This is a genomic window from Streptomyces sp. URMC 123 (assembly GCF_051386515.1).
GTDB lineage: Bacteria > Actinomycetota > Actinomycetes > Streptomycetales > Streptomycetaceae > Streptomyces.
In genome coordinates this window covers 1-26,114 of sequence record NZ_JBPQTV010000055.1, presented here as the reverse complement: position 1 = coordinate 26,114, position 26,114 = coordinate 1, and the positions used below count along the sequence as shown (strand labels likewise).

The window sequence follows — 26,114 nt, the reverse complement described above, 5'->3', positions numbered from 1 at the left end:
GCCCACGCCGGCGGAGCGGACCCCCGCCGCCCCCGCGGACCAGCCGGCCCGCTGAGCCGTACCCCGGGGCTGCCGGTCGCGGCCGACCGCGCGGGCCCGGGGAGGCCCGCGGGAGGGCCCCGGGAGGGCCCCGGGAGGGCCCCCTTCCGGATCTTCCCGCGGCGGGAGGCGTAATCGTTTAGGAGCCGGAACCACCCGGCCATAGGATTGCCCCCGAAACTACACACTCACCACCCCCTGATGAGGATCGCTGCATGCCTGGCATCACGCGCGAGGAGGTCGCCCACCTCGCACGGCTGTCGCGTCTGGAGCTGACGGCGGAAGAGCTCGACCACTTCGCCGAACAGCTCGACGTGATCATCGGCGCGGTCGCCCGCGTATCCGATGTGGCCGACGAGGACGTACCGCCGACCTCCCACCCGCTGCCGCTGACCAATGTGATGCGCCCGGACGAGGTCCGGCCGTCGCTCACCCCCGAGCAGGCGCTCTCCGGCGCCCCCGCTCAGGAGCAGCAGCGTTTCAAGGTGCCGCAGATCCTGGGGGAGGAGTGACCGACATGACCAGCACCACCGATCTCACCAGGCTCACCGCCGCCGAGACCGCCGAGAGGATCGCCTCCGGCGAGGTCACGGCCGTCGCGGTCACCGAGGCCCACCTCGCCCGGATCGAGGCCGTCGACGAGAAGGTCCACGCCTTCCTGCACGTCGACCGGGAGGGCGCCCTCGCCCAGGCCCGCGCCGTCGACGCCAAGCGCGAGCGCGGCGAGAAGCTCGGCCCGCTGGCCGGCGTCCCGCTGGCGCTGAAGGACATCTTCACCACCGAGGGCGTGCCGACCACCGTCGGCTCCAAGATCCTCGAGGGCTGGCTGCCGCCGTACGACGCGACGGTCACCCAGCGCCTCAAGGCCGCGGACGTCGTCATCCTCGGCAAGACCAACATGGACGAGTTCGCCATGGGGTCCTCCACCGAGAACAGCGCGTACGGCCCGACCGGCAACCCGTGGGACCTCACCCGGATTCCCGGCGGCTCCGGCGGCGGCTCCTCCGCCGCCCTCGCCTCCTTCCAGGCGCCGCTGGCCATCGGCACCGACACCGGTGGCTCCATCCGCCAGCCCGCGGCCGTCACCGCCACCGTCGGCGTCAAGCCGACCTACGGCGCCGTGTCCCGGTACGGCATGGTCGCCTTCTCCTCCTCCCTGGACCAGGGCGGCCCCTGCGCCCGTACGGTGCTGGACGCGGCCCTGCTGCACGAGGTGATCGCCGGCCACGACCCGCTGGACTCCACCTCCATCGACGCCCCGGTCCCGCCGGTCGTCGAGGCCGCCCGCAACGGCGATGTGAAGGGCCTGCGGATCGGCGTCGTCAAGGAGTTCTCCGGCGAGGGCTACCAGGCCGGCGTCATGCAGCGCTTCACCGAGTCGGTGGAGCTGCTGCGCGAGCTCGGCGCGGAGATCGTGGAGATCTCCTGCCCGTCCTTCGACAAGGCGCTCGCCGCGTACTACCTGATCGCCCCCTCGGAGTGCTCCTCGAACCTCGCCCGGTTCGACGCGATGCGCTACGGGCTGCGCGTCGGCGACGACGGCACCCGCTCCGCCGAGGAGGTCACCGCGCTGACCCGCGCCGAGGGCTTCGGCCCCGAGGTCAAGCGCCGCATCATGCTGGGCACCTACGCGCTGAGCTCCGGCTACTACGACGCGTACTACGGCTCGGCGCAGAAGGTCCGCACGCTCATCACGCGGGACTTCGAGAAGGCCTTCGAGCAGGTGGACGTGCTGGTCTCGCCGACCACCCCGACGACCGCCTTCCCCATCGGGGAGCGGGTCGACGACCCGATGGCGATGTACCTCGCCGACCTGTGCACCATCCCGTCCAACCTGGCCGGCAACGCGGCGATGTCGCTGCCCTGCGGCCTGGCGCCCGAGGACGGGCTCCCGGTGGGGCTCCAGATCATCGCTCCCGCCATGAAGGACGACCGGCTCTACTCGGTGGGCGCCGCGGTCGAGGCCGCCTTCGTCGCCCGCTGGGGCCACCCGCTGCTCGACGAGGCACCGGCCCTGTGAGCGGAACAGCGAACGGAGATCAGCCATGAGCACTCTGAAGAAGGCCAAGAACTTCAAGAAGTCGAAGGCCGGCACGTATCTGTCCATCGGCACCACGCTGTTCGGCGCGGTGAGCGTGGTGAAGCAGGCGAAGAAGGCCCGCGGCGAGCGCGACACGCTCCAGCTCGTGGACGCCGTCGTCTCCGCCGCCGCCATCGCCACCGGTGTGGCGCTGCTCGTCCGCGAGCTGCGCCGCATGTCCTCCGATGACGTCCTCGCGGACTGAACCGGGACTGAGAGGTTAGTTTTCCGTGACCGTCACTGAACTGGTGTCGTACGAGGACGCCCTGGCGGCCTACGAGCCCGTGATGGGCCTCGAGGTCCATGTCGAGCTCGGCACCAAGACCAAGATGTTCTGCGGGTGCTCCACCACCCTGGGCGCCGACGCCAACGCCCAGACCTGCCCCACCTGCCTCGGCCTGCCCGGCTCCCTCCCGGTGGTCAACGCGACCGCCGTCGAGTCGGCCGTCCGGATCGGTCTCGCGCTCAACTGCGAAATCGCCGAATGGTGCCGCTTCGCCCGGAAGAACTACTTCTATCCGGACATGCCGAAGAACTTCCAGACCTCGCAGTACGACGAGCCGATCGCCTTCAACGGTTATCTGGACGTCGAGCTGGAGGACGGCGAGATCTTCCGGGTCGAGATCGAGCGTGCCCACATGGAGGAGGACACCGGCAAGTCGACGCACGTCGGCGGCGCCACCGGCCGCATCCACGGCGCGTCCCACTCCCTGCTCGACTACAACCGGGCCGGCATCCCGCTGATCGAGATCGTCACCAAGCCGATCGTCGGGGCCGGTGCCCGCGCCCCCGAGGTCGCCAAGGCGTACGTCGCCGAGCTGCGCGAGCTCATCAAGGCGCTCGGCGTCTCCGAGGCCCGGATGGAGATGGGCCAGATGCGCTGCGACGTGAACCTGTCGCTGCGCCCGATCGGTACCGAGAAGTTCGGCACCCGCTCCGAGACCAAGAACGTCAACTCGCTGCGCAGCGTGGAGCGGGCCGCCCGCTTCGAGATCATGCGGCACGCGGCGGTGCTCGGCGCCGGCGGGACGATCGTCCAGGAGACCCGTCACTTCCACGAGGACGACGGCTCCACCACCGCCGGCCGGGTGAAGGAGGAGGCCGAGGACTACCGGTACTTCCCCGAGCCCGACCTGGTGCCCGTCGCCCCCGCCCGGGAGTGGGTCGAGGAGCTGCGCGCCACGCTGCCGGAGCTGCCGCGGCTGCGGCGCAACCGGCTCCGCGAGGAGTGGGGCATCTCGCGGCACGAGATGCAGTCCGTGCTCAACGCCGGCGCGCTCGGCCTGATCACCGCCACCATCGAGGCCGGCGCGGACTCCGCCGCGGCGCGCAAGTGGTGGATGGGCGAGCTGGCCCGCCGGGCCAACGAGGAGGGCGTGGACCTCGCGGCCCTGCCGATCACTCCCGCCCAGGTCGCCCGCGTCGCCGGGCTGGTCGCCGAGGGCTCCCTCAACGACAAGCTGGCCCGCCAGGTCATCGAGGGTGTCCTCGCCGGCGAGGGCACGCCGGACGAGGTCGTCGAGAAGCGCGGCCTGAAGATCGTCTCGGACGACAGCGCGCTGGGCGCGGCCGTCGACGAGGCGATCGCCGCCAACGCGGCGATCGCGGACAAGATCCGCGGTGGCAAGGTCGCGGCGGCGGGCGCGCTGGTCGGCGCGGTCATGAAGGCCACGCGCGGGCAGGCGGACGCGGCCCGCGTCCGCGAGCTGATCCTGGAGCGCCTCGGCGTCCAGGGCTAGCCCGACAGAAAACGGCGCGGGGCCCCGGGAGCCGATCCCAGGACCCCGCGCCGCTCGCTGCCCGCCGCCTCGGCCCACCGGGTCGTCACGCGCGCGGGTGCCCGAACCCGTACACCCCCGCCGCTCACCGGCACCGGTTCGTTACGCGCGCGGGCGGCCGCGCGTCGTACACCTGCCGCTCGTCGTCCACCGGCCCGCGGGCCCGGTACGCGCGGGCGGCCGCGCCTACAGCCGCGTCACCCGCCGCCTCGGCCAACCGGGCCATACGCACCGGGCGCCCCCGCGCCCCCGTACGCCTGTTCATCCGCGCGTCCGCCGCGCGTCTTCACAACGCCACCCGAGGTGAATACCGTCCCGGCCGGTACATGACGACCGGGAGGCTGGCTGTGGCAACCGATATCTCACGACGGCGCCTGCTCGCGCTGGGGGCCGGCGCCGCCGGCGCGGCGGGGACCGCGTCCCTGCTGCCGCCGTCGCTGCGGGCCGCGCTCGCCGCCGAGCCGCCCCCGGGCGGGCTGCGCGCCCTGCGCCACGTGGTGATCCTGATGCAGGAGAACCGTTCCTTCGATCACTACTTCGGCACCCTGCGCGGCGTCCGCGGCTTCGGCGACCGCAACGCCCTCACACTGCCCTCCGGCAAGCCCGTCTTCGCCCAGCCCGGCGGGCCGCTCGGGACCGTCCTGCCGTTCCCCGTGCGGGAGGCCGCCGCGGCGCAGGCGAAGGACCTCCAGTACATCGGCGATCTGGACCACAGTTGGCACGGCGGCGCCGGGGCTTGGCGCGAGGGCTGGATGGACGGCTGGGTGTCCGCGAAGACCGCGGCCACCATGGCGTACTACGACCGCCGCGACCTGCCCCTGCACTACGAGCTCGCGGACACCTTCACCGTCTGCGACGCCTACCACTCCGCCATCCACACCTCCACCAGCCCCAACCGCAACCACCTGGTCAGCGGCTGGACCGGCTACGAGGCGAACGGCGCGCGGGCCGTCGGCAACGACGCGTACGACGAGGGCCGCCACCCGGGCTACGCCTGGACCACCTACCCGGAGCGGCTGGAGCGGGCCGGCCGGAGCTGGAAGACGTACCAGGAGTGGGAGAACTTCACCGACAACAACCTGGAGTTCTTCGCCCGCTTCAAGGCCGTTGCCCGCAAGGCGCTGGCCAAGGCCGGCGACTTCTCCTACATGGAGGCGTTCTACGCCCGGGTGCGGGACACCGCGACGCCCGAGGCCGAGCGGACCCGGCTGCTCGCCGCGCTGGAGGAGGGCGTGGCGGCGCTGACCCCCGCCGAGCGGAGCCTCTTCGAGCGCGCCCTGCGCCGCTGCCCCACCGGCCGCCTCGCCGAGACCTTTCGCGCGGACGTCGCCGCCGGCCGGCTCCCCGAGGTCTCCTACCTCGTGCCCTCGGCCGTGGACTCCGAGCACCCCGGCGCGTCCTCCCCGGTCGCCAGTGCCACCCTCGTCCACCGGGTGCTGGACGCGCTCGCCTCCCACCCGGACGTCTGGCGGCGCACCGCCGTCCTGATCACCTACGACGAGAACGACGGCTTCTTCGACCATGTGCCGCCGCCCGTGCCGCCCCCGGGCGAGCGGGACGAGATCTGGCAGGGCCGGCCCACCGGCCTCGGCATCCGGGTGCCCATGCTCGTGGTCTCGCCGTGGTCGGTCGGCGGCTACGTCTGCTCCGAGGTCTTCGACCACACCTCCGTGGTGCGCTTCCTGGAGACCTGGCTGGGCGTGCCCGAGCCCAACATCACGGCCTGGCGCCGCCGCGTCACCGGCGATCTGACCGGCGCCTTCGACTTCCGGCGCGGGCGCCGGGCCCCGGCCCCCGCCCGCCCGGGGGCCATTCCGCCGTTCACCGGCCGCTGGCGCCCCGCGCCCCCCGCCGAGCAGCGCATGCCCGAGCAGGAGCCCGGCACCCGGCCGGCGCGCCCGCTGCCGTACCAGCCCGACGCCCACGGCCGGCTCGTCGAACGGCCCGCCGCCGGCGCCCGGGGCGGCCCGGGGCCCGGCGGCCCGGTCCTCCGCGTCACGCTGACCAACACCGGCACCTCCCGCGTCCCCCTCGCGCTCCACCCCTACGCGGGGGAGTTCGCGGCCCCGCGGCACGGGGACGTCCTGGGCGCCGACCACTGGGAGGTCCCGGTCCCGGGCCGGTTCTACGACCTCGTGCTGACCGGCCCCAACGGCTTCCGCCGCGAGTTCGCCGGCCCCGTCGACCCGGCCGCGGACGGCGCCGGCGCCGAGGTCACCACCCGCCTCGACCCGCACGACCGGGACCTCCATCTGACCCTGACCAACCGCGGCAGGCGGCCGGTCACCTTCACCGTGCGCCCGCTCGCCTACGTCGACGAGGCCGACCTCCAGGACTGGACCCGCCGGATCGTGGTCAGGCCCGGCCGCTCCCGCACGCTCGTGCACTCGGCCGCCGACGCGCACGGCTGGTACGACCTGGCCGTGGGCCTCGCCGAGGACGCGGCCTTCCGGCGGCGGCTGATGGGGCACATCGAGAACGGGCGGGAGAGCGTCAGCGGCTGACCCGGCCGCCGGCGCCGCCGGCTCGGCGGGCCCCGGCCGGGGGCGCGTTCGGGGCGGCGGTCACCCGGTCGGCCCCTTCGTGTGATGAAACCCACGAAAGGGACAAATGATCTCACTCTGCTGCGACAGTGGCTGGTGATGTCCTGCGTTCTTTGAGGGTGCTGTTCCGCTGTTCCCTGAAAGATCCACGCAACGCCCACGGGAGCAGTGAATGGCCGAACTCGCCCGGTGGTGCCTCCGGCGCCGCCTCGTCGTCATGCTCGTGTGGCTGGCGGCGCTGGTGGGCGTCGCCGCCGCGGCGGGAGTCGCGGGCTCGGCGTACTCCAACGACTACGACGTGCCGGGCACCGAGGCCGGCCGGGCGAGCACCCTGCTCACGCGGGCCTTCCCGGACCGCGCCGGGGAGAGCGACACCATCGTCTGGCACACCGACCGCGGCACCGTGCGCGCCGCCGAGGTGGAGCGGCGCATGGACCGGGCCCTCGACGAGATCGCCGCACTGCCCGCCGTCGCCGCCGTGACCGGCCCGTACGGCGACGGCACGCACGGCGCACACGGCACCCAGGGCGCGCAGGGCACCCACGGCGGCGAGGCCGGCGCGGGCGCTTCCGGTACGGCCGGGGGCGCGAGCGCCTCCGGCACGTCGGCCACGTCGGCCCAGGGCGGCGGCGCGGACTCCGGACGGATCAGCCCCGACGGCCGCACCGCCTACGCCACCGTCTCCTTCCACCGGGACGCCGACGACCTCGACCGCGGCGAGGTGCGGCGCGTCGTGGACATCGCGCGCTCCGCCGCCGGCGACGGGCTCCACGTCGAGCTCGGCGGCGCCGCCGTCGGCCTGACCGAGAAGCCCTCCCAGCACCTCAGCGAGATCGTCGGCATCGTCGCCGCGGCCGTGGTGCTCCTCCTCGCCTTCGGCTCGTTCGCGGCGATGCTGCTGCCCATCGCCACCGCCGTGGTCGGCGTCGGCACCGCCTATCTGAGCATCGGGCTGCTCAGCCACGTCATGACCGTGGCCGACTTCGCCCCCATGCTCGGCATGCTGATCGGCCTCGGCGTGGGCATCGACTACGCCCTGTTCATCGTCACCCGGCACCGCAGGGGCCTGCGCCAGGGGCTCTCCGTCGAGGAGGCCGCGGCCCGCGCCGTGTCCACCTCCGGCCGCGCCGTGGTCTTCGCCGGCGCCACCGTCTGCATCGCGCTGCTGGGCATGCTCGTCCTCCGGCTGTCCTTCCTCAACGGCGTGGCCCTGGCCGCCTGCCTCACCGTCGTGCTCGCCGTGGCCGCCTCCGTCACCCTGCTGCCGGCGCTGCTCGGGGTGATCGGCATGCGGGCGCTCAGCCGCCGCGAGCGCCGCCGGCTGGCCGCGACCGGCCCGCAGCCGGAGCTGCCGACGGGCTTCGCCGCCCGCTGGTCCGCCTTCGTCGAGCGCCACCCCAAGCTGCTCGGCGGCATCGCCGCGGCCGTGATGCTCGTACTGGCCCTGCCGACCCTCTCGCTCCACCTCGGCAGCTCCGACCAGGGCAACAACCCGGCCGCGGCCACCACCCGCAAGGCGTACGACCTGATGGCCGACGGGTTCGGCCCCGGCAGCAACGGGCCGCTCACGCTCGTCGCCGAGCTCGACGGCGCCGCCGACCGGCTCGCCTTCGACCGGCTCTCCGAGACCCTGCGCGCCACCAAGGGCGTCGAGCAGGCCGGCCCCGCCACGGTGAACCGCGGCGGCAGCCACGGTCTGATCACGGTGATCCCCGAGACCGAACCCCAGGCGCGGGAGACGTCCGAGCTCGTCGACCGGCTGCGCGACGAGGTGCTGCCGCGCGCCGAGGCCGGCACCTCGCTCGACGTCCACGTGGGCGGCAGGACCGCCGCCTACGACGACTTCGCCTCGGTGATCATCGGCAAGCTGCCGCTGTTCGTGGGCGTGGTGGTGGCCCTCGGCTGCGCGCTGCTGCTGCTCGCCTTCCGGAGCATCGGCATACCGCTGAAGGCCGCGGTGATGAACATCGCCGCCGTCGCCTCCTCCTTCGGGGTGGTGACCGCGATCTTCCAGTGGGGCTGGGGGAGCGAGCTGCTCGGGCTGGGCCGGGAGGGGCCGATCGAGCCCTTCCTCCCCGTGATCATGGTGTCGGTGCTCTTCGGGCTCTCCATGGACTACCAGGTGTTCCTGGTGAGCCGGATGTACGAGGAGTGGCGGCAGACCCGTGACAACCGGGTCGCGGTCCGGGTGGGCCTCGCCGAGACCAGCAGGGTCATCAACTCCGCCGCCGTGATCATGATCGCCGTCTTCTCGGCCTTCGTGCTGAGCGGCGACCGGATCATCGCGATGTTCGGCATCGGGCTGGCCGCAGCGGTCGCCCTGGACGCCTTCGTCCTCCGTACGCTGCTGGTGCCGGCCCTGATGCACCTGCTCGGCGGCGCCAACTGGTGGCTCCCGGCATGGCTGGACCGCCGGCTGCCGCGGCTCAGCATCGAGCCGCCGGAGTGCCGGGAGGCCGCGCTGCGGGCCGGGGGCGCGGGCGCGCTGGAGGAGGAGTTCGAGGCGGTGGAGCAGGCCGCGCGCCGGGCCGCCGCCGCGCCGGGTCCCCGGCGCCCGGCCGAGGACGCCCGCCGGGACTCCGGCGACGGCGCTCGCGGTCGCGCCAGTGGCGGGCGCGGCGACGTGGGCCACGGCTCCGACCGGGACGAACTGGTCTCCTAGAACCGAGCAAGGCCGATCCGGACCCGGCGCGGCCGGTCGAGTCGGCTGGCGGCCGATCGAGGCCGGTCGAGGCCGGTCATGACCCCGCCGGCCGGTCGGCCGGCGGCGTGGCCGCGCGGATCACCACCGTCCCCGAATCCAGATCTATCGGCCCCTTGCCGGGATCGCCGTCGCCGACGTCGTCGCGCACCAGCTCCAGCCGGTTGCGCTCGTCCTCGGTGTTCCTGCCGCCGGGCGCGAAGATCTCGTTCAGGATGTTCACCGTGCCACCTCCGGTCGATGCCGGCCGACCCGCTCCGGGCCGCCCCCGAGCCGAGCCGTACGGCTCAGCTCACCGTGAGCCGTACGATCCGGTCGTCCCCCGGGCCCGGACCGCCCCTGCCATCGGTCTCGCTGGTGACCAGCCACAGCCCGCCGCCACTGCCGTCGCCGTCGGCGACGACCGTCCGCAGCCGGCCGTACCGGCCCTGGAGGAACGCCTCCGGCGCCCCGGCCGGCGCGGTGCCCGCGAGCGGCACCCGCCACAGTCGCTCCCCCTGGAGCGCGGCCATCCAGATCGAGCCCCGCACATAGGCGATGCCGCTGGGGGAGGACTCCCCGGTCCGCCACTGCTCCACGGGGTCGACGTAATCCGCCTTGCCGCCCTTGCCCTCGACGAGCGGCCAGCCGTAGTTCTTCCCGGGCTCGATGAGATTGAGCTCGTCCCAGGTGTTCTGCCCGAACTCGGCCGCCCACAGTCGTTTGTCGGCGTCCCAGGCCAGGCCCTGCACATTGCGGTGTCCGAGGGAGTAAACGACCGAGTTTGCCTCGGGGTTCCCGGGCGCGGGCCGGCCGTCGGGCGTCATGCGCAGGATCTTGCCGCCCAGCGAGCCCTTGTCCTGGGAGAGGTTCCGCTCGCCGCTCTCCCCGGTCCCGGCGTAGAGCATGCCGTCCGGGCCGAAGGCGATCCGCCCGCCGTTGTGGACCGTCCCCTTGGGGATGCCCTTGAGTACGGTGTCGGGCGCGCCGAGCTGCTCGCCGGGCCGTTTCCCCTCGTCGTAGCGCATCCGGACGATCCGGTTGTCGGACGCGGTGGTCAGACAGGCGTAGACCAGGCGGTCGGAGGCGAACGAGGGGGACAGCGCCAGCCCCATCAGCCCGCCCTCGCCGGCCGCGGCGACCCCGGGCACGGTGCCCAGCTCGGTCTTCTTCCCGTCGCCCGCCGAGATCCGGAAGATCTTGCCCTGGTCGCGGGAGGACACCAGCAGGTCCCCGCCGGGCAGGGCGGCCAGGCCCCAGGGGGAGTTGATGTCCTCGGCGAGGACGCGGTCGACGGTGACGGAGCCCTTCGCCGGCGCGGCGCCCGCGCCGCGGCCCGGCGTCGGGGAGCCGGTGCGCTCGGCGGGCGCGGTCGGACTGGTGCCCGGGCCGCCGTCGCCGTCGGAGGAGCAGCCGGCCAGCAGCAGCGCGACGGCCGTCAGGGCGGTGGCGGTCAGAGCGGCGGCGGTCGCCCGGGGGCGCCGGCCCCGGCGAGGCCCCCGCCGTCCTCTCGGCCCTCTCGGCTCTCGCGGCCCGCCCGGCCCTTGTCGCTGCCGCTGCTGCCGTCGCTCCCGCTGCGCACGCTGTTCCCGTGCCGGTGACGCAGGTGACGCCGGTGGCACCAATCGCACCATGGGTGATCCCCTTCGGTCGGCGGGGCCCGGTGCCCCGGGATGTTGCCTGCCCTCGTTGATACACCCCGGGGGACGTCAGTCCCAGGAGCCGCGCGCCCGCGGCAGCCCCGCGATCTCCGCCAGGTCCCGCGGCGTCAGCCGCAGCCGCGCCGCGGCCGCGTTCTCCACCGCCCACCGCTCCTTCTTCGTGCCCGGCAGGGCCACCACGTGCCGGCCGCGCGAGAGCACCCACGCCAGCGCCACCTGTGCCGGCGTCACCCCGTGGCGCTCCGCCACCCGCCGCAGCCCGACCACGATCGGCTGGTTGGCCGCCATCATCTCGGCGGTGAACCGCGGGTGGCGCGCCCGTACGTCGTCCGGCTCGAACCCCTGACCGGGGGTCAGCGTGCCCGTCAGAAAGCCGTTCCCCAGCGGCATCGCGGCCAGGAAGCCCACCCCCCGCGCCTCGCACCAGGGCAGCAGCCCGTCCAGCGCCTCCGGGGACCACACCGACAGCTCCGCCTGCACCGCCGCCACGGGGAAGACCTGCTGAACGCGTTCGAGCTGCCGTACGGTCGGCGCGTGCAGCGGCGCCCCGCCCCGCCGCTGGGCCCGCGCGCCCAGCGCGCACAGCCCGAGCGCGCGCACCTTGCCCGCCGTCACCAGCTCCGCCATGGCGCCCCAGGTCTCCTCGACCGGCACCTCCGGGTCCGGCCGGTGGAGCTGGTAGAGGTCGATGACATCGGTCTGGAGCCGGCGCAGCGAGGCGTCGCACGCCCGCCGCACATAGCCGGGCCGGCCGTTGGCCACGATGTGCTGGTCGCCCACGAGCAGCCCGCACTTGGTGGCGACGAACGCGTCCTGTCGCCGCTGTCTGAGCACCCGTCCGATGAGCAGCTCATTGGTGAAGGGGCCGTACATGTCGGCGGTGTCGAGCAGGGTCACCCCCTGGTCGAGCGCGGTGTGCACGGTGCGCAGCGAGTCCGCCATGCTCTGCTGGGAGGCGGTGTACGCCCAGCTCATCGGCATGCACCCCAGGCCGATCGCGCCCACTCGGAGTGCCCCCGCACCGACTGTCCTGCGCTCCACCTGGTCTGGCACCCCTCCCGAAGGCCGGTTCGGCCCGCTCGCGTCGCCCCCCAAACTAACCTCTGCTGTTCGAGCCCTTTCGCATAGCCTCCTGACCATGACTGTCACGACCCGCGATGTGTGGCTCCCCGTTCCCGCCGAGGAGCTGACCGGCCTGCCGGAGGACTTCACCTACCGCTTCTGGGACGGCGGCCCGGACTTCCCCGCGGACCCCGCGGACTGCGTCTTCTACGCCGTCCCCTATCTCAAGGCGCCGGAGGTCTGCGTCCGCCCGCTGGCGCGGATGACCTCCGTACGGGTCGTGCAGACGCTGACCGCGGGCGTGGAGCACGTGAGCGACGCCGTGGCCCGGCTGCCGGGGAACACGCTGCTGTGCAACGCCCGCGGGGTGCACGACGCGAGCACCGCGGAGCTGGCCCTCACGCTGATCCTGGCCTCGCTGCGCGGCGTCCCCGACTTCGTGCGCCACCAGGACGCGGGGGAGTGGCGGCAGGAGTTCCGGCCCGCGCTGGCCGACAAGTCGGTGCTCATCGTCGGCTACGGTTCGATCGGCGGCGCCGTCGAGGACCGGCTCGCCCCGTTCGAGTGCGCGGCGGTCACGAGGGTGGCGCGCACGGCGCGCGGTACCGCGCGCGGGCCGGTGCACGCGCTCGGTGAGCTGCCCCGGCTGCTGCCGGAGGCGGACGTGGTGGTGCTCTGCACCCCGCTGACCGAGAGCACCCGCCATCTGGCCGGGGAGGACTTCCTGTCCCGGATGAAGGACGGGGCGCTGCTGGTGAACGTGGCCCGGGGCCCGGTCGTGGACACCAAGGCGCTGCTGGCCGAACTGGAGTCCGGCCGGCTGTACGCGGCCCTGGACGTCACCGACCCCGAGCCGCTGCCGTCCGGGCACCCGCTCTGGCGCGCCCCCCACGTACTGATCACTCCGCATGTCGGCGGCCCGACGTCGGCGTTCGCGCCGCGGGCGCGGCGGCTGCTCGTCGACCAGCTGCGCCGCTTCGCGGAGGGCCGGCCGCTGCTGCACACGGTGGACCCGACCGGTTGAGACGCCCGCCCGGCCGCCGGCGCCGGCGCGCGGCCGAGGAACGCGACCGCGCGCGGCGCCGTGTGCGCGCCCCGCGAGTGATGGCCGAAACCGCTCCCCACAAAAGGCCGAAAACGCCCGGGGGGCGCACAGCGTCACTCGTCCGTGGAGCGCGCCACGGGCGTGACCGAGCGCGCCCGCGGGCATGGTCGAGAGCAGGGCCGGACCACGCTCCGAAGCCGTGCGTAAGCGCCCAGTGGCGGCAATATAGCTGGTAGTTACGCTGCGTAGAGAACCTATGTCCCTGAGTGACCGCTCTGGTGTATCGTCCGGATCGGGGGCCGACGCCGGGTACGTACGGCGCCGGCGAAGGACCGGAAACCGAGGGGGGCGACGGGCGATGCACGGCCAATGGACGAACGACCCGACGCGGCGGGGCCGCAGAGCGCTACTGCGGACCACACACCGGCGGGGGCTGGACCCGCGGCAGTCGGCGTACGCGTGCCGGCGCCGGCGAACCCGCCTGCGCCCGCACGTGCATCCGCAGCCGCACCGGCACGCCCACGCCCGGCTGAGCGGGCCCGAGCCGTACGGAGCGGGCCGGTGAGTGCCTCAGGGGCGGTGATCCCCCGCCGTCCGCTCTCCGGCGGCGGCGCCGGGTTCCTTCCCCAGGTGCTGCTCGCCGTGGTCTGCGGCGGGTACGCCACGGGGGCCGCGCTCGGCTGGGGATCGCCGGGCTTCGCGCTGGTCATGGGCGACTTCGGGCTGAGCGCCGCCGCCTTCACCGCGGCCGTCTCCTGCTTCGCCTACGCCCGCACCCGCTCCAGCGCCCTGCGCCCCGCCTGGATGCTGTTCTGCGCGTCCTCCGCCATGGCGGGCGTGGGCAACGCCGTCTGGGGCTGGTACGAGGTGGTGCTGCGGCAGCCGGTGCCCAACCCCTCGATCGCCGACTTCTGCTTCCTGCTCTTCGCGCCGCCCGCCATCGTCGGGCTGCTCGTGCTCGCCAAACGCCCGGTCACCCGGGCCGGCTGGGTCTGCCTGGGGCTCGACTCCTGGCTCATCGGCGGCTCGCTGCTCACGATCTCCTGGAGCCTGGCGCTCGCGCACACCGCGCACTGGGACGGCGGCAGCGTGGCCCACGCCGCGCTCTCACTGGCGTACCCGCTGCTGGACATCGTGCTGGTCTCCATGGTGCTGGCGCTGCACTTCCGGCGCTCGTCCGCCAACCGCTCCGCGATCAACACCGCCATCGCGGCGCTGGCGCTCACCGTGCTGTGCGACGCGCTGTTCACCTCCCCGCTGCTGCGGGAGAACTACCGCTCGGGCCAGATCCTGGACGCCGGCTGGTTCGCCGGCTCCATGCTGCTCGCCTACGCGCCCTGGGTCGCCCGGCGCGACTCCCCGCACGACTGGGCCGCAGAGCGCCGCGGCCGCCAGCAGCCCACCTCCAGCCGCCCCATCGCGGGCTCGCTCGCCGCCCTCACCCCGTACCTCGCCGCCGCCGTCTGCACCCTGGGCATCCTCTACAACGTCATCGACGGCAGACGAATCGACCGGGTGGTGCTCTTCACCGGCTGCACGGTCGTGCTGGCCCTCGTGGTGCGCCAGGGCATCATGCTGCTCGACAACATCGCGCTCACCCAGGAACTGGCCCAGAAGGAGAACCACTTCCGCTCCCTGGTCCAGGGCTCCAGCGATGTGATCATGATTGCCGCGCCCACCGGTGTGCTGCGCTACGTCAGCCCGGCCGCCGCGGGGGTCTACGGCATCGAGGCCGAGGAACTGGTCGGCTCCGAGCTCGCCTCGCTGATCCACCCCGAGGACCTCGGCGCGGTCGTGCACGAGGTCCGGCGCTTCCTCGCCGCCCCGCCCGACGAGGAGCCCACCACCCGCATCGAGTGCCGCTTCCGCTCCGGCCGGGACCGCTCCGGCGGCGAGGAGTGGCTCAACGTGGAGTCCACGGTCAACCGCCACCACGGCGGCCTGATCTTCAACAGCCGCGATGTGACCGAACGGGTCCGCCTCCAGGCGCAGCTCCAGCACAACGCCGAGCACGACCCGCTCACCGACCTGCCCAACCGCGCCCTGTTCACCGAGCGCGTCCGCCAGGCCCTCAACAGCCGGCGCTCCTCCGACCCCGGCACCGCCGTGCTCTTCATCGACCTCGACGGCTTCAAGGCGGTCAACGACACCATCGGGCACCAGGCCGGGGACGAGCTCCTGGTGCAGGCCGCCCGCCGGCTCCAGGACTCCGTGCGCGCCGGCGACACCGCCGCCCGGCTCGGCGGCGACGAGTTCGCCGCCCTCATCCTCGGCGACGGCACCCGCGACCAGACCACCCGCGAGTACCGCATCCTGGAGATCGCCGACCGGCTGCGGGTCACCCTCTCGCAGCCGTACCGGGTCTCGGGCACCGAGGCCAAGGTGGCCGCCAGCATCGGCGTCGCCTTCGCCGAGCCCGGCATCACCCCCACCGATCTGATGCGCAACGCCGACCTGGCCATGTACCGCGCCAAGGCGGCCGGCAAGGGCCGGGTGGAGCTCTACGCCCCCCAGATGCAGGCCGAGGTCGTCCGCAAGGCCGAGCTCGCCACCCGGCTGCGCGCCGCGCTCCACGAGGGCGAGTTCGCCCTGCTGCACCAGCCGGTGGTCTCCCTGTCCAGCGGCCGGATCACGGCCGTCTCGGCGCAGGCCCGCTGGCGCTCCGCCCAGGGCATCCTCTTCACCCCCGCCGAGTTCCTGCGGGTCTCCGACAACGGCCGCGGCGGCGAGGAGAGCGCCCGCACCGCCGAACTGGGCCGCTGGCTGCTGGAGGAGGCCATCGAGCAGGCCGCCGAGCGGCACCTCGCCGGCTGCGCCACCCCGGTGACCGTACGGCTCTCCACGCGCCGGCTGATGGACCGCTCGATGCCCACCGGCAGCGTGGAGAAGCTGCTGGCCAAGCACGACCTGCCGCCCGGCGCCCTGATCCTGGAGCTCGCCGACGGCGACCCGCGGGTCTGTCTGGACCAGCTCGAAGGACGGCTCTCGGGGCTGCGCCGGATGGGCGTACGGATCGCGCTGGACGGCTTCGGCAGCGGGTACGCCGCCATCGGCGCGCTCCGCCGGCTCCCCATCGACGTGCTCACCCTGGACCGCGGGCTCGTCGACGGCGTGGTGGAGTCCCCCCGGCTGCGCAAGATCACCGCGGGGCTGCTGCGCATCGCCAACGACCTGGGGCTGCAGACCGTCGCCGACGGGGTGGACCTGCCCGAACAGGCCGCCGTGCTGCGCGCCATGGGCTGCACCCACGGCCAGGGCATGGCCTTCTCCGCGCCCCTCGACGACCAGCGGCTGCGCCGGGCCCTGGCCCGCGGCCGCTACCCCGTGCCGGGCGCGGAAACCGGCGGAGAACCGCACGTCCTGGCCCTCGACGGGCACGAGCCCGTACGGGAGGCACTGGTGGCCGGCAGGGCCGTCGAAGCCGTCGCCCATCCCCCACTGCGCTCAAATAATGAGACACCCGTCCCACCCACTTGACACTCACCCCGCGCCGGGGGGAGGGTCGAGCCATGCGCACCCGAATTCTCGTACTTGGACAGCGCGTCGGCTGAAGCAAGGCCCCACCCACACGCCTTGCGGACCACACCCGGCGCGCTCCCCTCGCTTGCCTGACGGCACGAGGGGTTTTTTGTTGCACCGAACCCGTCGAACCTCGTCGCACCCAAGCCTCCCGGCCACCCGGCGCACGCCCCGCGTGACCCACGGTGACCACCGGAGACCCACACCCCCTTCGAGAAGAGATTGCCGATGACCGAGCAGGCCACCGGGGCCCACCATCCGCAGCCGCGGGCCCGTAGCGTCGGGCAGCAGCCCACCATCACCGAGCACGTCACGGGCGCGCAGTCCCTCATCCGGTCTCTCGAGGAAGTCGGCGCCGACACGGTGTTCGGCATTCCCGGTGGTGCGATCCTGCCCGCGTACGACCCGCTGATGGACTCCTCGAAGGTCCGCCACGTCCTGGTCCGCCACGAGCAGGGCGCCGGCCACGCCGCCACCGGCTACGCCCAGGCCACCGGCAGGGTCGGCGTCTGCATGGCCACCTCCGGCCCCGGCGCCACCAACCTGGTCACCCCGATCGCCGACGCCCACATGGACTCCGTCCCGCTGGTCGCGATCACCGGCCAGGTCGCCTCCAAGGCGATCGGCACGGACGCCTTCCAGGAGGCGGACATCTGCGGCATCACCATGCCGATCACCAAGCACAACTTCCTGGTCACCAAGGCCGAGGACATCCCCGGGACGATCGCCGAGGCGTTCCACATCGCCGCCACCGGCCGCCCCGGGCCGGTGCTCGTCGACATCGCCAAGGACGCCCTCCAGGCCCGCACCACCTTCGTCTGGCCGCCCACCATGGACCTGCCCGGCTACCGGCCCGTCACCAAGCCGCACGCCAAGCAGATCCGGGAGGCCGCACGGCTGATCACCCAGGCCCGGCGCCCGGTGCTCTACGTCGGCGGCGGGGTGCTCAAGGCCGGGGCCACCGCCGAACTGCGGGTGCTCGCCGAGCTGACCGGGGCGCCCGTCACCACCACCCTGATGGCGCTCGGCGCCTTCCCCGACAGCCACCCGCTGCACGTCGGCATGCCCGGCATGCACGGCGCGGTCGCCGCCGTCACCGCGCTGCAGAAGGCCGACCTGATCGTCGCCCTCGGCGCCCGGTTCGACGACCGCGTCACCGGCCGGCTCGACTCCTTCGCGCCCTACGCCAAGATCGTGCACGCCGACATCGATCCGGCGGAGATCGGCAAGAACCGGGCCGCCGACGTGCCGATCGTCGGGGACGCCCGCGAGGTGATCGCCGATCTGATCGTGGCCGTCCAGGCCGAGCACGAGGAGGGCCACGTCGGCGACTACGCCCAGTGGTGGGAGATCCTCGGCCGCTGGCGGGAGACCTATCCGCTGGGCTACGACCTGCCCGACGACGGCAGCCTCTCGCCGCAGCAGGTCATCGAGCGCATCGGCCGGCTCGCCCCCGAGGGCACCGTCTACGCCGCGGGCGTCGGCCAGCACCAGATGTGGGCCGCGCACTACCTGCCCTTCGAGAAGCCAGCCACCTGGCTGAACTCCGGGGGCGCCGGCACCATGGGCTACGCCGTGCCCGCGGCCATGGGCGCCAAGGCCGGGCTGCCGGACCGCACGGTGTGGGCCATCGACGGCGACGGCTGCTTCCAGATGACCAATCAGGAACTGGTCACCTGCGCCCTCAACAACATCCCCATCAAGGTCGCCGTCATCAACAACGGCGCGCTGGGGATGGTCCGCCAGTGGCAGACCCTCTTCTACAACCAGCGCTACTCCAACACCGTGCTGCACTCCGGCCCCGAGGCCGACGCGGCCGCCACCAGCCGCGGCACCCGGGTCCCGGACTTCGTGAAGCTCGCCGAGGCCATGGGCTGCGTCGGGCTGCGCTGCGAGGACCCCGCCGACCTCGACGCCGTCATCGCCAAGGCCAACGCCATCAACGACCGGCCGGTGGTCGTGGACTTCATCGTCCACGAGGACGCCATGGTCTGGCCCATGGTCGCGGCCGGCACCTCCAACGACGAGATCCTCGCCGCGCGCGGTGTCCGCCCCGACTTCGGCGACACCGAGGACGACTGAGCAGCCGCCACGTGACGAGAAGAGAGAACGAGCAGCCCATGTCCAAGCACACGCTCTCCGTCCTGGTGGAGAACAAGCCCGGTGTCCTCGCCCGGATCACCGCGCTGTTCTCCCGCCGGGGCTTCAACATCGACTCGCTGGCCGTCGGCACCACCGAGCACCCCGACATCTCGCGCATCACCATCGTGGTCAATGTCGAGGACCTCCCGCTGGAGCAGGTCACCAAGCAACTCAACAAGCTGGTCAATGTGCTGAAGATCGTCGAGCTGGAGCCGGCCCACGCCATCCAGCGCGAACTCGTCCTGGTGAAGGTCCGCGCCGACAACGAGACCCGCTCCCAGGTCGTGGAGATCGTCCAGCTCTTCCGCGCCAAGACCGTCGACGTCTCGCCCGAGGCCGTCACCATCGAGGCCACCGGCGGCGCCGACAAGCTGGAGGCCATGCTCAAGATGCTGGAGCCCTACGGCATCAAGGAACTGGTCCAGTCCGGCACCATCGCCATAGGGCGCGGCGCCCGGTCCATCACCGACCGCTCGCTGCGCGCGCTGGAGCGCTCGGCGTAACGCCCGCACCCGTCCGCGGACCGCCCGGACCCGACGGGCGCCCGCGGACCCCGCCCCTCCCCGACGTCCCTCCTCACGACGTACCATCCGAATCAAGGAGATACCCCAAGTGGCCGAGCTCTTCTACGACGCCGACGCCGACCTGTCCCTCATCCAGAACCGCAAGGTCGCGGTCCTGGGCTACGGCAGCCAGGGCCACGCCCACGCCCTCTCGCTGCGCGACTCCGGTGTCGATGTGCGCGTCGGCCTCCCCGAGGGGTCCACGTCCCGGGCCAGGGCCGAGGAGCAGGGCCTGCGGGTCACCACCCCGGCGCAGGCCGCCGCCGAGGCCGACGTGATCATGCTCCTGGTCCCGGACCCGATCCAGGCGAAGGTCTACGAGGAGTCCATCGCCCCCCATCTGAAGGACGGCGACGCGCTCTTCTTCGGCCACGGCTTCAACATCCGCTTCGGCTTCATCAAGCCCCCGGCCGGCGTCGACGTCTGCATGGTCGCCCCCAAGGGCCCGGGCCACCTGGTCCGCCGCCAGTACGAGGAGGGCCGCGGCGTGCCGTGCATCGCGGCCGTCGAGCAGGACGCCACCGGCGGCGCCTTCCCGCTCGCCCTCTCCTACGCCAAGGCCATCGGCGGCACCCGCGCCGGCGTCATCAAGACCACCTTCACCGAGGAGACCGAGACCGACCTCTTCGGCGAGCAGGCGGTCCTGTGCGGCGGCGCCTCGGCGCTGGTCAAGGCGGGCTTCGAGACCCTGGTCGAGGCCGGCTACCAGCCGGAGATCGCCTACTTCGAGTGCCTCCACGAGCTCAAGCTCATCGTCGACCTGATGTACGAGGGCGGCCTGGAGAAGATGCGCTGGTCGGTCTCCGAGACCGCCGAGTGGGGCGACTACGTCACCGGTCCGCGCATCGTCACCGAGCAGACCAAGGCCGAGATGAAGAAGGTCCTCGCCGAGATCCAGGACGGCACCTTCGCCAAGAACTGGATGGACGAGTACCACTCGGGCCTGCCGAAGTACAACGAGTACAAGAAGGCCGACGCCGGTCACAAGCTGGAGACCACCGGCAAGGAGCTGCGCAAGCTGATGAGCTGGGTCAACGACGAGAAGGCCTGAGCCCGCCGCCCGTTGCCGTTGTCCACCGCGTCCACCCCTACCGGGTGATGCTTCCGCCGTGGAGCACCCCGCGAACCGGGCCGTGGATAGACTGCAGACACCAACGCGTCAGGCTCACAACGTCGTGCGTCTTCCACGCGGCTGCCCACCCTCCACCGCCTTCGGCCGTCGGGACGCGGCCGTCCGCACCGGACAAGTGAGGACCAACTCCACGTGAGCACTGCACCCACGAAGAAGCCTGTCGTACTCATCGCCGAAGAGCTGTCGCCCGCCACCGTCGAGGCGCTCGGACCGGACTTCGACATCCGGCACTGCAACGGCGCCGACCGCGCCGAGCTGCTCCCGGCCATCGCCGAGGTCGACGCCATCCTGGTCCGCAGCGCCACCAAGGTCGACGCCGAGGCGATCGCCGCCGCCCGCAGACTGAAGGTCATCGCCCGGGCCGGCGTGGGGCTGGACAACGTCGACGTCTCCGCCGCCACCAAGGCCGGCGTGATGGTCGTCAACGCGCCCACCTCCAACATCGTCACGGCCGCCGAGCTCGCCTGCGGTCTGCTCATCGCCACGGCGCGCAACATCCCGCAGGCCAACTCGGCGCTGAAGAACGGCGAGTGGAAGCGCAGCAAGTACACCGGCGTGGAGCTGTCCGAGAAGGTCCTCGGCGTGGTCGGCCTCGGCCGGATCGGCGTGCTCGTCGCCCAGCGGATGGCCGCCTTCGGCATGAAGATCGTCGCGTACGACCCCTATGTGCAGCCGGCCCGCGCCGCGCAGATGGGCGTCAAGCTGCTGTCCCTGGACGAGCTGCTGGAGGTCTCCGACTTCATCACCGTCCACCTGCCCAAGACGCCCGAGACCCTCGGTCTCATCGGTGACGAGGCGCTGCACAAGGTCAAGCCCGAGGTGCGCATCGTGAACGCCGCGCGCGGCGGGATCGTGGACGAGGAGGCGCTGGCCGCCGCCCTCAAGGAGGGCCGGGTCGCCGCCGCCGGCCTGGACGTGTTCACCAAGGAGCCGTGCACCGACTCCCCGCTGTTCCAGTTCGACAACGTCGTGGCCACCCCCCACCTGGGCGCCTCCACCGGCGAGGCCCAGGAGAAGGCGGGCATCGCCGTCGCCAAGTCCGTGCGGCTGGCGCTCGCCGGCGAGCTGGTGCCGGACGCGGTCAACGTCCAGGGCGGCGTGATCGCCGAGGACGTCCGCCCCGGCCTGCCGCTCGCCGAGAAGCTCGGCCGGATCTTCACCGCGCTCGCGGGCGAGGTCGCGGTCCGGCTCGATGTCGAGGTGTACGGCGAGATCACCCAGCACGATGTGAAGGTGCTGGAGCTCAGCGCGCTCAAGGGCGTGTTCGAGGACGTCGTGGACGAGACGGTGTCCTACGTCAACGCGCCGCTCTTCGCCCAGGAGCGCGGTGTCGAGGTGCGGCTCACCACCGGCTCGGAGTCCCCCGACCACCGCAATGTGGTCACCGTGCGCGGCACCCTCTCGGACGGCCAGGAGGTCGCGGTCTCCGGCACGCTGGCCGGCCCCAAGAACCTCCAGAAGATCGTCGCCGTCGGCGAGCACGACGTGGACCTGGCGATGGCCGACCACCTCGTCTTCCTGCGGTACGCCGACCGGCCCGGCGTGGTCGGCACGGTCGGCCGGCTGCTCGGCGAGGCGGGGCTCAACATCGCGGGCATGCAGGTGTCCCGCTCGGTGCCGGGCGGCGAGGCGCTGGTCGTGCTCACCGTCGACGACGTGGTGCCCGGCCAGGTCCTCACCGACATCGCCACGGAGATCGGCGCCACCTCGGCCCGCACCGTGAACCTCACGGCGTAGCCACGGCGGTCCGTACCGCACGTCTCACGGCGCGGTCACGGCGGCGCAGCGCCGCGCGCCTCACGGCGTGGCCGCATCCCGCGGCGCCGCGCCCCCGCCGCGCAGCCGCGCCGCCTTCAGGGACATGTGGAGCAGCAGCCGGTCCTCGCCCTCGTCGAGATCGAGGCCGGTGAGCTGCTCCACCCGGGAGAGCCGGTAGTACAGCGTCTGGCGGTGGATGCCCAGCGCCGCCGCCGCGCGCCCCGCCTGGCCCGCGCAGTCGAGGAACACCTCGGCGGTGCGGGCCAGTTGCGCGTGCGCGGGCCTCAGCAGCGGGGCCACCGCGGGGTCCGCCGCGGCCCCGGCCGGCAGCCCGGCCAGTACCCGGTACGGCCCGATGGCCGACCACTCGGCCACCGGCCCCAGCCGGGCGTCCGCGCGGGCGGCACGCGCCGCGGCCACCGCCTCCCGCCACGCCTCGGGCATCTCGTCGAGCCCCGCGCGGGGGGTGGCGATGCCGGCCGCCGCGCCGCCGGCCCGGGGCGAGCGCAGCAGCCGCGCGGCGGCCCCGTGCGCCGGGTCCAGCGCGGCGGCGCCGCGCAGCCGGACCAGCGCGGCGACGGCCGCCCCGCCGGGGCCCGCCGCGTCACCGCCCCTGCCCTCCGCCCCCATCGGCACCGCGCAGACCGCGGCCGCGCCCGGGACACCGGAGAGCGCCGGCGCCGGGCCGGAGCGGTCGCCGTCCGTCTCGTCCGGCGACCAGGGCAGCAGCGCCACCAGCGTCAGCCAGCCGTCCGCCGCGGTGCCGAGGACGGTGCGCAGCGCGGTGCGGGCCGCGTCCCGCCCGGCGGGCGCGCCGGTCAGCAGCTCCCGCAGCAGCTCGCCGCTCTCGGCGCCCGCCCGTGCCTCGGCCGCCAGCAGCGAGCCGATGCGGGCCGCCGTCTCCATGGCCTGGGCCAGCCGGGGGTCCGGCCCGGCGCCGGGGCTGCCGGTCTCCAGGGCGGCCAGATGACCGTCGTCGAGCAGCCAGACATAGCCGTGCACCACGCCGTGGTGGCGCACGGGCAGGCAGATGCGGCCCATGAGCACCCCGGCGGCCGGGTCGGGCGGGATGCGCACCGGGCCGGTGGCGCGGGCGATGCCGAACGCCTCGAACCAGGCCCGGACGGCCGCGGTGGAGCGGCGGTGCAGGATCGAGCGGGTGCGCACGGGGTCCATCGCCAGGTCGTCGTCGCTGTCGTGCGCGCCGAAGGCGATCAGGGTGAAGTCCCGGTCCTCCAGGGTCGCGGGGGCGCCGAGCACCGTCGAGATCTCGTCCACCAGGTGCTGGTAGTCACCACGCATGCGCCGCTTCCGCTCCCTTCCGGTCCCCGGGGCCCGCCCGGCCCGTACCGCCCGCCCGGCCTCGTACGGTCGGCCCGGCTCGTACGGCTCGGCCCGTACGGTCAGACCATTCTCATACATCTGTCTGAGATCCCGGACACCGATGCGTGACAGGTGTCGATGGCCGCGAAACGGAGCGATCCTTAAGTTTCACGGTGGTTCTCCGTGCCGTTCCCGCGATGTCGGGCATCGGCTGTTCTCATCCCTTCAGTGGAGGTGCCCCGTGCTGGGTCCCGTGCTCCTCGCCGCGTCCCGCAGCGACAGCATCCGCCGCATCGTCTCGGCCGCGCCGGTCACCCGCCCCGTGGTGGACCGCTTCGTCGCCGGCGAGCGGCTGGGCGACGCCATGGCCGCCGTGCGGTCGCTCGACGCCCGTGGCATGGAGGTCACCCTCGACCACCTCGGCGAGGACATCACCGACCCGGCCGAGGCGCTGCGCAATCGCGACGCCTACCTCGCGCTGGCCGAGGCGCTCAAGGAGCAGGGCCTGGGCGAGCGCGCCGAGATGTCCGTCAAGCTCTCCGCCTTCGGGCAGGCGCTGGCCGGCGGCCACGACCTGGCGCTCGCCAATGTCACCCCGGTCGTGGAGGCCGCGGCCGAGGCCGGCACCACGGTCACCCTGGACATGGAGGACCACACCACGGTCGACTCCACCCTCGCCATCCTCGCCGAGCTGCGCCGGCGCTTCCCGCAGACCGGCGCGGTCGTGCAGTCCTACCTCTTCCGCACCGAGGAGGACTGCCACGCGCTCGCCGGGGAAGGCTCGCGGGTGCGCCTGGTCAAGGGCGCCTACAAGGAGCCGGCCACCGTCGCGTACCAGGACAAGCGGGAGGTCGACCGGGCCTATGTGCGCTGTCTGAAGATCCTGATGGCCGGCGACGGCTACCCCATGATCGGGTCCCACGACCCGCGGATGGTCGCCATCGCGCAGGAGCTCGCCCACCGCGCCGGCCGCAAGCTGGACGAGTACGAGTTCCAGATGCTCTACGGCATCCGCGAGGCCGAGCAGGAGCGGCTGGTCGCCGACGGTCACCGGATGCGGGTCTACATCCCGTACGGCACCGACTGGTACGGCTACTTCATGCGCCGCCTGGCCGAGCGCCCGGCCAACATGACCTTCTTCCTGCGGTCCCTCGCCACCCGCGGCTGACCCCTCCAGACTTCCCCCAGAACCGACGATCGAAGGAGACGACGCCCTCATGGACGCTGTGACCCAGGTCCCCGCGCCGGTGAACGAGCCGGTGCACACCTACGCACCCGGCAGCCCCGAGCGAGCGCGCCTCGAGGCCAAGCTCAAGGAGCTGGCCGACAACCCCCGCGAGCTGCCGATGACCATCGGCGGCGAGAAGCGGATGGGCGGCGGCGAGCGCTTCGACGTCGTGCAGCCGCACAACCACAAGGCCCGCCTCGGCACCTACGCCAACGCCACGGAGCAGGACGCCAAGGACGCCGTCGAGGCCGCCCTCGCCGCCGCCCCGGCCTGGCGCGCGATGTCCTTCGACGACCGCGCCGCGATCATCCTCAAGGCCGCCGAGCTGCTGGCCGGCCCCTGGCGCGAGACGCTGGCCGCCTCCACCATGCTGGGCCAGTCCAAGACCGCCCAGCAGGCCGAGATCGACACCCCCTGCGAGCTCGTCGACTTCTGGCGCTTCAACGTCCACTTCGCCCGGCAGATCCTCGCCGAGCAGCCCCCGGCCAACGCGCCGGGCGTGTGGAACCGCAGCGACCACCGGCCGCTCGAGGGCTTCGTCTACGCGATCACGCCGTTCAACTTCACCGCCATCGCCGGCAACCTGCCGACCGCGCCGGCGCTGATGGGCAATGTCGTGGTGTGGAAGCCGTCCCCCACCCAGACCCACTCCGCCGTGCTGCTCATGGAGCTGCTGGAGGAGGCCGGTCTGCCCAAGGGCGTGATCAACCTGGTGACCGGTGACGGCAAGGCCGTCTCCGAGGTGGCCCTGAACCACCCCGAGCTCGCCGGCATCCACTTCACCGGCTCGACCAGGACCTTCCAGTACCTGTGGAAGACGGTCGGCAACAACATCGAGAACTACCGCACCTACCCGCGGCTGGTGGGCGAGACCGGGGGCAAGGACTTCATCGTCGCCCACCCCTCGGCCGACCGCGCGGTGCTCAAGACCGCCATGACCCGTGGCGCCTTCGAGTTCCAGGGCCAGAAGTGCTCCGCCGCCTCCCGCGCCTACGTCCCGCGCTCGATCTGGGACAGCGGCTTCAAGGAGGAGTTCGCGGCCGAGGTCGACTCGCTCACCATGGGCGACGTCACCGACCTGTCGAACTTCATGTCCGCCGTCATCGACGAGCGGTCGTTCGCCAAGAACAAGGCGGCCATCGACCGGGCCAAGGCCGACCCGACCATCGAGGTCGTGGCCGGTGGCACCTACGACGACAGCGTGGGCTACTTCGTCCGCCCGACGGTCCTCGTCTCCACCGACCCGGAGAACGAGATCTTCAAGGACGAGTACTTCGGCCCGATCCTCGGTGTCTTCGTCTACGACGACGAGAAGTACGACGAGATGCTCCAGCAGATGGAGTCCGCCTCGGCGTACGGCCTGACCGGCTGCGTCATCGCCCAGGACCGCGCCGCCGCCGCGCACGCCTGCGAGGTGCTGCGGTTCGCCGCCGGCAACTTCTACATCAACGACAAGCCCACCGGCGCCGTCGTCGGCCAGCAGCCCTTCGGCGGCGGCCGGGCCTCCGGCACCAACGACAAGGCCGGGGCCAAGCAGAACCTGATGCGCTGGACCTCGACC

The 26,114-nt window shown here is 73.1% G+C and carries 18 protein-coding genes; 14 read left to right on the top strand and 4 right to left on the bottom strand.

From position 1 onward, the window contains the following. Positions 1-254: 254 nt before the first annotated feature. From gatC to ACSNOD_RS10000, 6 genes are all read left to right on the top strand, one after another. On the top strand, positions 255-551 hold the full coding sequence (gatC, locus tag ACSNOD_RS10025; RefSeq protein WP_436766462.1) for an Asp-tRNA(Asn)/Glu-tRNA(Gln) amidotransferase subunit GatC: 297 nt from the start codon (positions 255-257) through the stop codon (positions 549-551). 5 nt (positions 552-556) lie between these two features. Then, on the top strand, positions 557-2,059 hold the full coding sequence (gene gatA / locus ACSNOD_RS10020; RefSeq protein ID WP_436766461.1) for an Asp-tRNA(Asn)/Glu-tRNA(Gln) amidotransferase subunit GatA: 1,503 nt from the start codon (positions 557-559) through the stop codon (positions 2,057-2,059). A gap of 25 nt (positions 2,060-2,084) precedes the next feature. Beyond that, positions 2,085-2,324 carry a hypothetical protein gene (locus ACSNOD_RS10015; protein ID WP_436766460.1) on the top strand — a complete coding sequence of 80 codons (240 nt, stop codon included), beginning with the start codon at positions 2,085-2,087 and terminating at the stop codon, positions 2,322-2,324. Between the two features lie 25 nt (positions 2,325-2,349). After that, on the top strand, positions 2,350-3,858 hold the full coding sequence (gene gatB / locus ACSNOD_RS10010) for an Asp-tRNA(Asn)/Glu-tRNA(Gln) amidotransferase subunit GatB (protein ID WP_436766459.1): 1,509 nt from the start codon (positions 2,350-2,352) through the stop codon (positions 3,856-3,858). 386 nt (positions 3,859-4,244) lie between these two features. Then, positions 4,245-6,401 carry a phosphocholine-specific phospholipase C gene (locus ACSNOD_RS10005; RefSeq protein ID WP_436766458.1) on the top strand — a complete coding sequence of 719 codons (2,157 nt, stop codon included), beginning with the start codon at positions 4,245-4,247 and terminating at the stop codon, positions 6,399-6,401. Between the two features lie 211 nt (positions 6,402-6,612). Next, complete coding sequence (locus ACSNOD_RS10000; protein ID WP_436766457.1) at positions 6,613-9,102, top strand: MMPL family transporter; 2,490 nt, start codon at positions 6,613-6,615, stop codon at positions 9,100-9,102. Between the two features lie 76 nt (positions 9,103-9,178). Here ACSNOD_RS10000 and ACSNOD_RS09995 read toward each other — a convergent pair whose 3' ends face one another. The 3 genes from ACSNOD_RS09995 to ACSNOD_RS09985 form a co-directional block, all read right to left on the bottom strand. Continuing rightward, positions 9,179-9,364: a DUF6191 domain-containing protein gene (locus ACSNOD_RS09995; RefSeq protein WP_436766456.1), complete on the bottom strand. Its 186-nt coding sequence runs from the start codon at positions 9,362-9,364 to the stop codon at positions 9,179-9,181. A gap of 64 nt (positions 9,365-9,428) precedes the next feature. Next, positions 9,429-10,751 (bottom strand): PQQ-dependent sugar dehydrogenase, encoded by a 1,323-nt coding sequence (locus ACSNOD_RS09990; RefSeq protein WP_436766464.1) that lies wholly within the window; start codon positions 10,749-10,751, stop codon positions 9,429-9,431. A 78-nt stretch (positions 10,752-10,829) separates the two neighbouring features. Then, positions 10,830-11,822, bottom strand: coding sequence for an aldo/keto reductase (locus ACSNOD_RS09985; protein WP_436766455.1), 993 nt, complete (start codon positions 11,820-11,822; stop codon positions 10,830-10,832). Positions 11,823-11,919: 97 nt separating this feature from the next. Here ACSNOD_RS09985 and ACSNOD_RS09980 point away from each other — a divergent pair, with 97 nt between their 5' ends. The 6 genes from ACSNOD_RS09980 (at position 11,920) to serA (ending at position 21,981) form a co-directional block, all read left to right on the top strand. Beyond that, entirely contained in the window at positions 11,920-12,867 is a 948-nt protein-coding gene (locus ACSNOD_RS09980) for a 2-hydroxyacid dehydrogenase (protein WP_436766454.1), read from the top strand. A 582-nt stretch (positions 12,868-13,449) separates the two neighbouring features. Continuing rightward, positions 13,450-16,365, top strand: a complete 2,916-nt coding sequence (locus ACSNOD_RS09975; RefSeq protein ID WP_436766453.1) for a putative bifunctional diguanylate cyclase/phosphodiesterase — start codon at positions 13,450-13,452, stop codon at positions 16,363-16,365. Positions 16,366-16,635: 270 nt separating this feature from the next. Beyond that, positions 16,636-18,489, top strand: coding sequence for an acetolactate synthase large subunit (locus ACSNOD_RS09970; RefSeq protein WP_436766452.1), 1,854 nt, complete (start codon positions 16,636-16,638; stop codon positions 18,487-18,489). A gap of 38 nt (positions 18,490-18,527) precedes the next feature. Then, the gene (gene ilvN, locus ACSNOD_RS09965; RefSeq protein ID WP_436766451.1) at positions 18,528-19,052 is read left to right on the top strand and encodes an acetolactate synthase small subunit; all 525 of its coding nucleotides are present in this window, start codon (positions 18,528-18,530) and stop codon (positions 19,050-19,052) included. A gap of 109 nt (positions 19,053-19,161) precedes the next feature. Beyond that, positions 19,162-20,163: a ketol-acid reductoisomerase gene (gene ilvC, locus ACSNOD_RS09960; protein ID WP_436766450.1), complete on the top strand. Its 1,002-nt coding sequence runs from the start codon at positions 19,162-19,164 to the stop codon at positions 20,161-20,163. A gap of 213 nt (positions 20,164-20,376) precedes the next feature. After that, positions 20,377-21,981 (top strand): phosphoglycerate dehydrogenase, encoded by a 1,605-nt coding sequence (serA, locus tag ACSNOD_RS09955; protein ID WP_436766449.1) that lies wholly within the window; start codon positions 20,377-20,379, stop codon positions 21,979-21,981. A 60-nt stretch (positions 21,982-22,041) separates the two neighbouring features. Here serA and ACSNOD_RS09950 read toward each other — a convergent pair whose 3' ends face one another. Continuing rightward, complete coding sequence (locus ACSNOD_RS09950; protein ID WP_436766463.1) at positions 22,042-23,304, bottom strand: helix-turn-helix domain-containing protein; 1,263 nt, start codon at positions 23,302-23,304, stop codon at positions 22,042-22,044. Positions 23,305-23,566: 262 nt separating this feature from the next. On the opposite strand from ACSNOD_RS09950, the gene ACSNOD_RS09945 reads away from it, so the two are divergent. Continuing rightward, entirely contained in the window at positions 23,567-24,493 is a 927-nt protein-coding gene (locus ACSNOD_RS09945) for a proline dehydrogenase family protein (RefSeq protein ID WP_436766448.1), read from the top strand. 49 nt (positions 24,494-24,542) lie between these two features. Next, positions 24,543-26,114, top strand: a 1,572-nt coding sequence (gene pruA, locus ACSNOD_RS09940; RefSeq protein ID WP_436766447.1) for an L-glutamate gamma-semialdehyde dehydrogenase, incomplete at its 3' end; no start/stop codon positions are given.

Bases quoted from the DNA above. Each gene is read 5' to 3' on its own strand.
- gatC (WP_436766462.1), top strand. From the start codon at position 255: ATGCCTGGCATCACGCGCGAGGAGGTCGCCCACCTCGCACGGCTGTCG.
- gatA (WP_436766461.1), top strand. From the start codon at position 557: ATGACCAGCACCACCGATCTCACCAGGCTCACCGCCGCCGAGACCGCC.
- ACSNOD_RS10015 (WP_436766460.1), top strand. From the start codon at position 2,085: ATGAGCACTCTGAAGAAGGCCAAGAACTTCAAGAAGTCGAAGGCCGGC.
- ACSNOD_RS10000 (WP_436766457.1), top strand. From the start codon at position 6,613: ATGGCCGAACTCGCCCGGTGGTGCCTCCGGCGCCGCCTCGTCGTCATG.
- ACSNOD_RS09980 (WP_436766454.1), top strand. From the start codon at position 11,920: ATGACTGTCACGACCCGCGATGTGTGGCTCCCCGTTCCCGCCGAGGAG.
- ACSNOD_RS09970 (WP_436766452.1), top strand. From the start codon at position 16,636: ATGACCGAGCAGGCCACCGGGGCCCACCATCCGCAGCCGCGGGCCCGT.
- ilvN (WP_436766451.1), top strand. From the start codon at position 18,528: ATGTCCAAGCACACGCTCTCCGTCCTGGTGGAGAACAAGCCCGGTGTC.
- ACSNOD_RS09950 (WP_436766463.1), bottom strand. From the start codon at position 23,304: ATGCGTGGTGACTACCAGCACCTGGTGGACGAGATCTCGACGGTGCTC.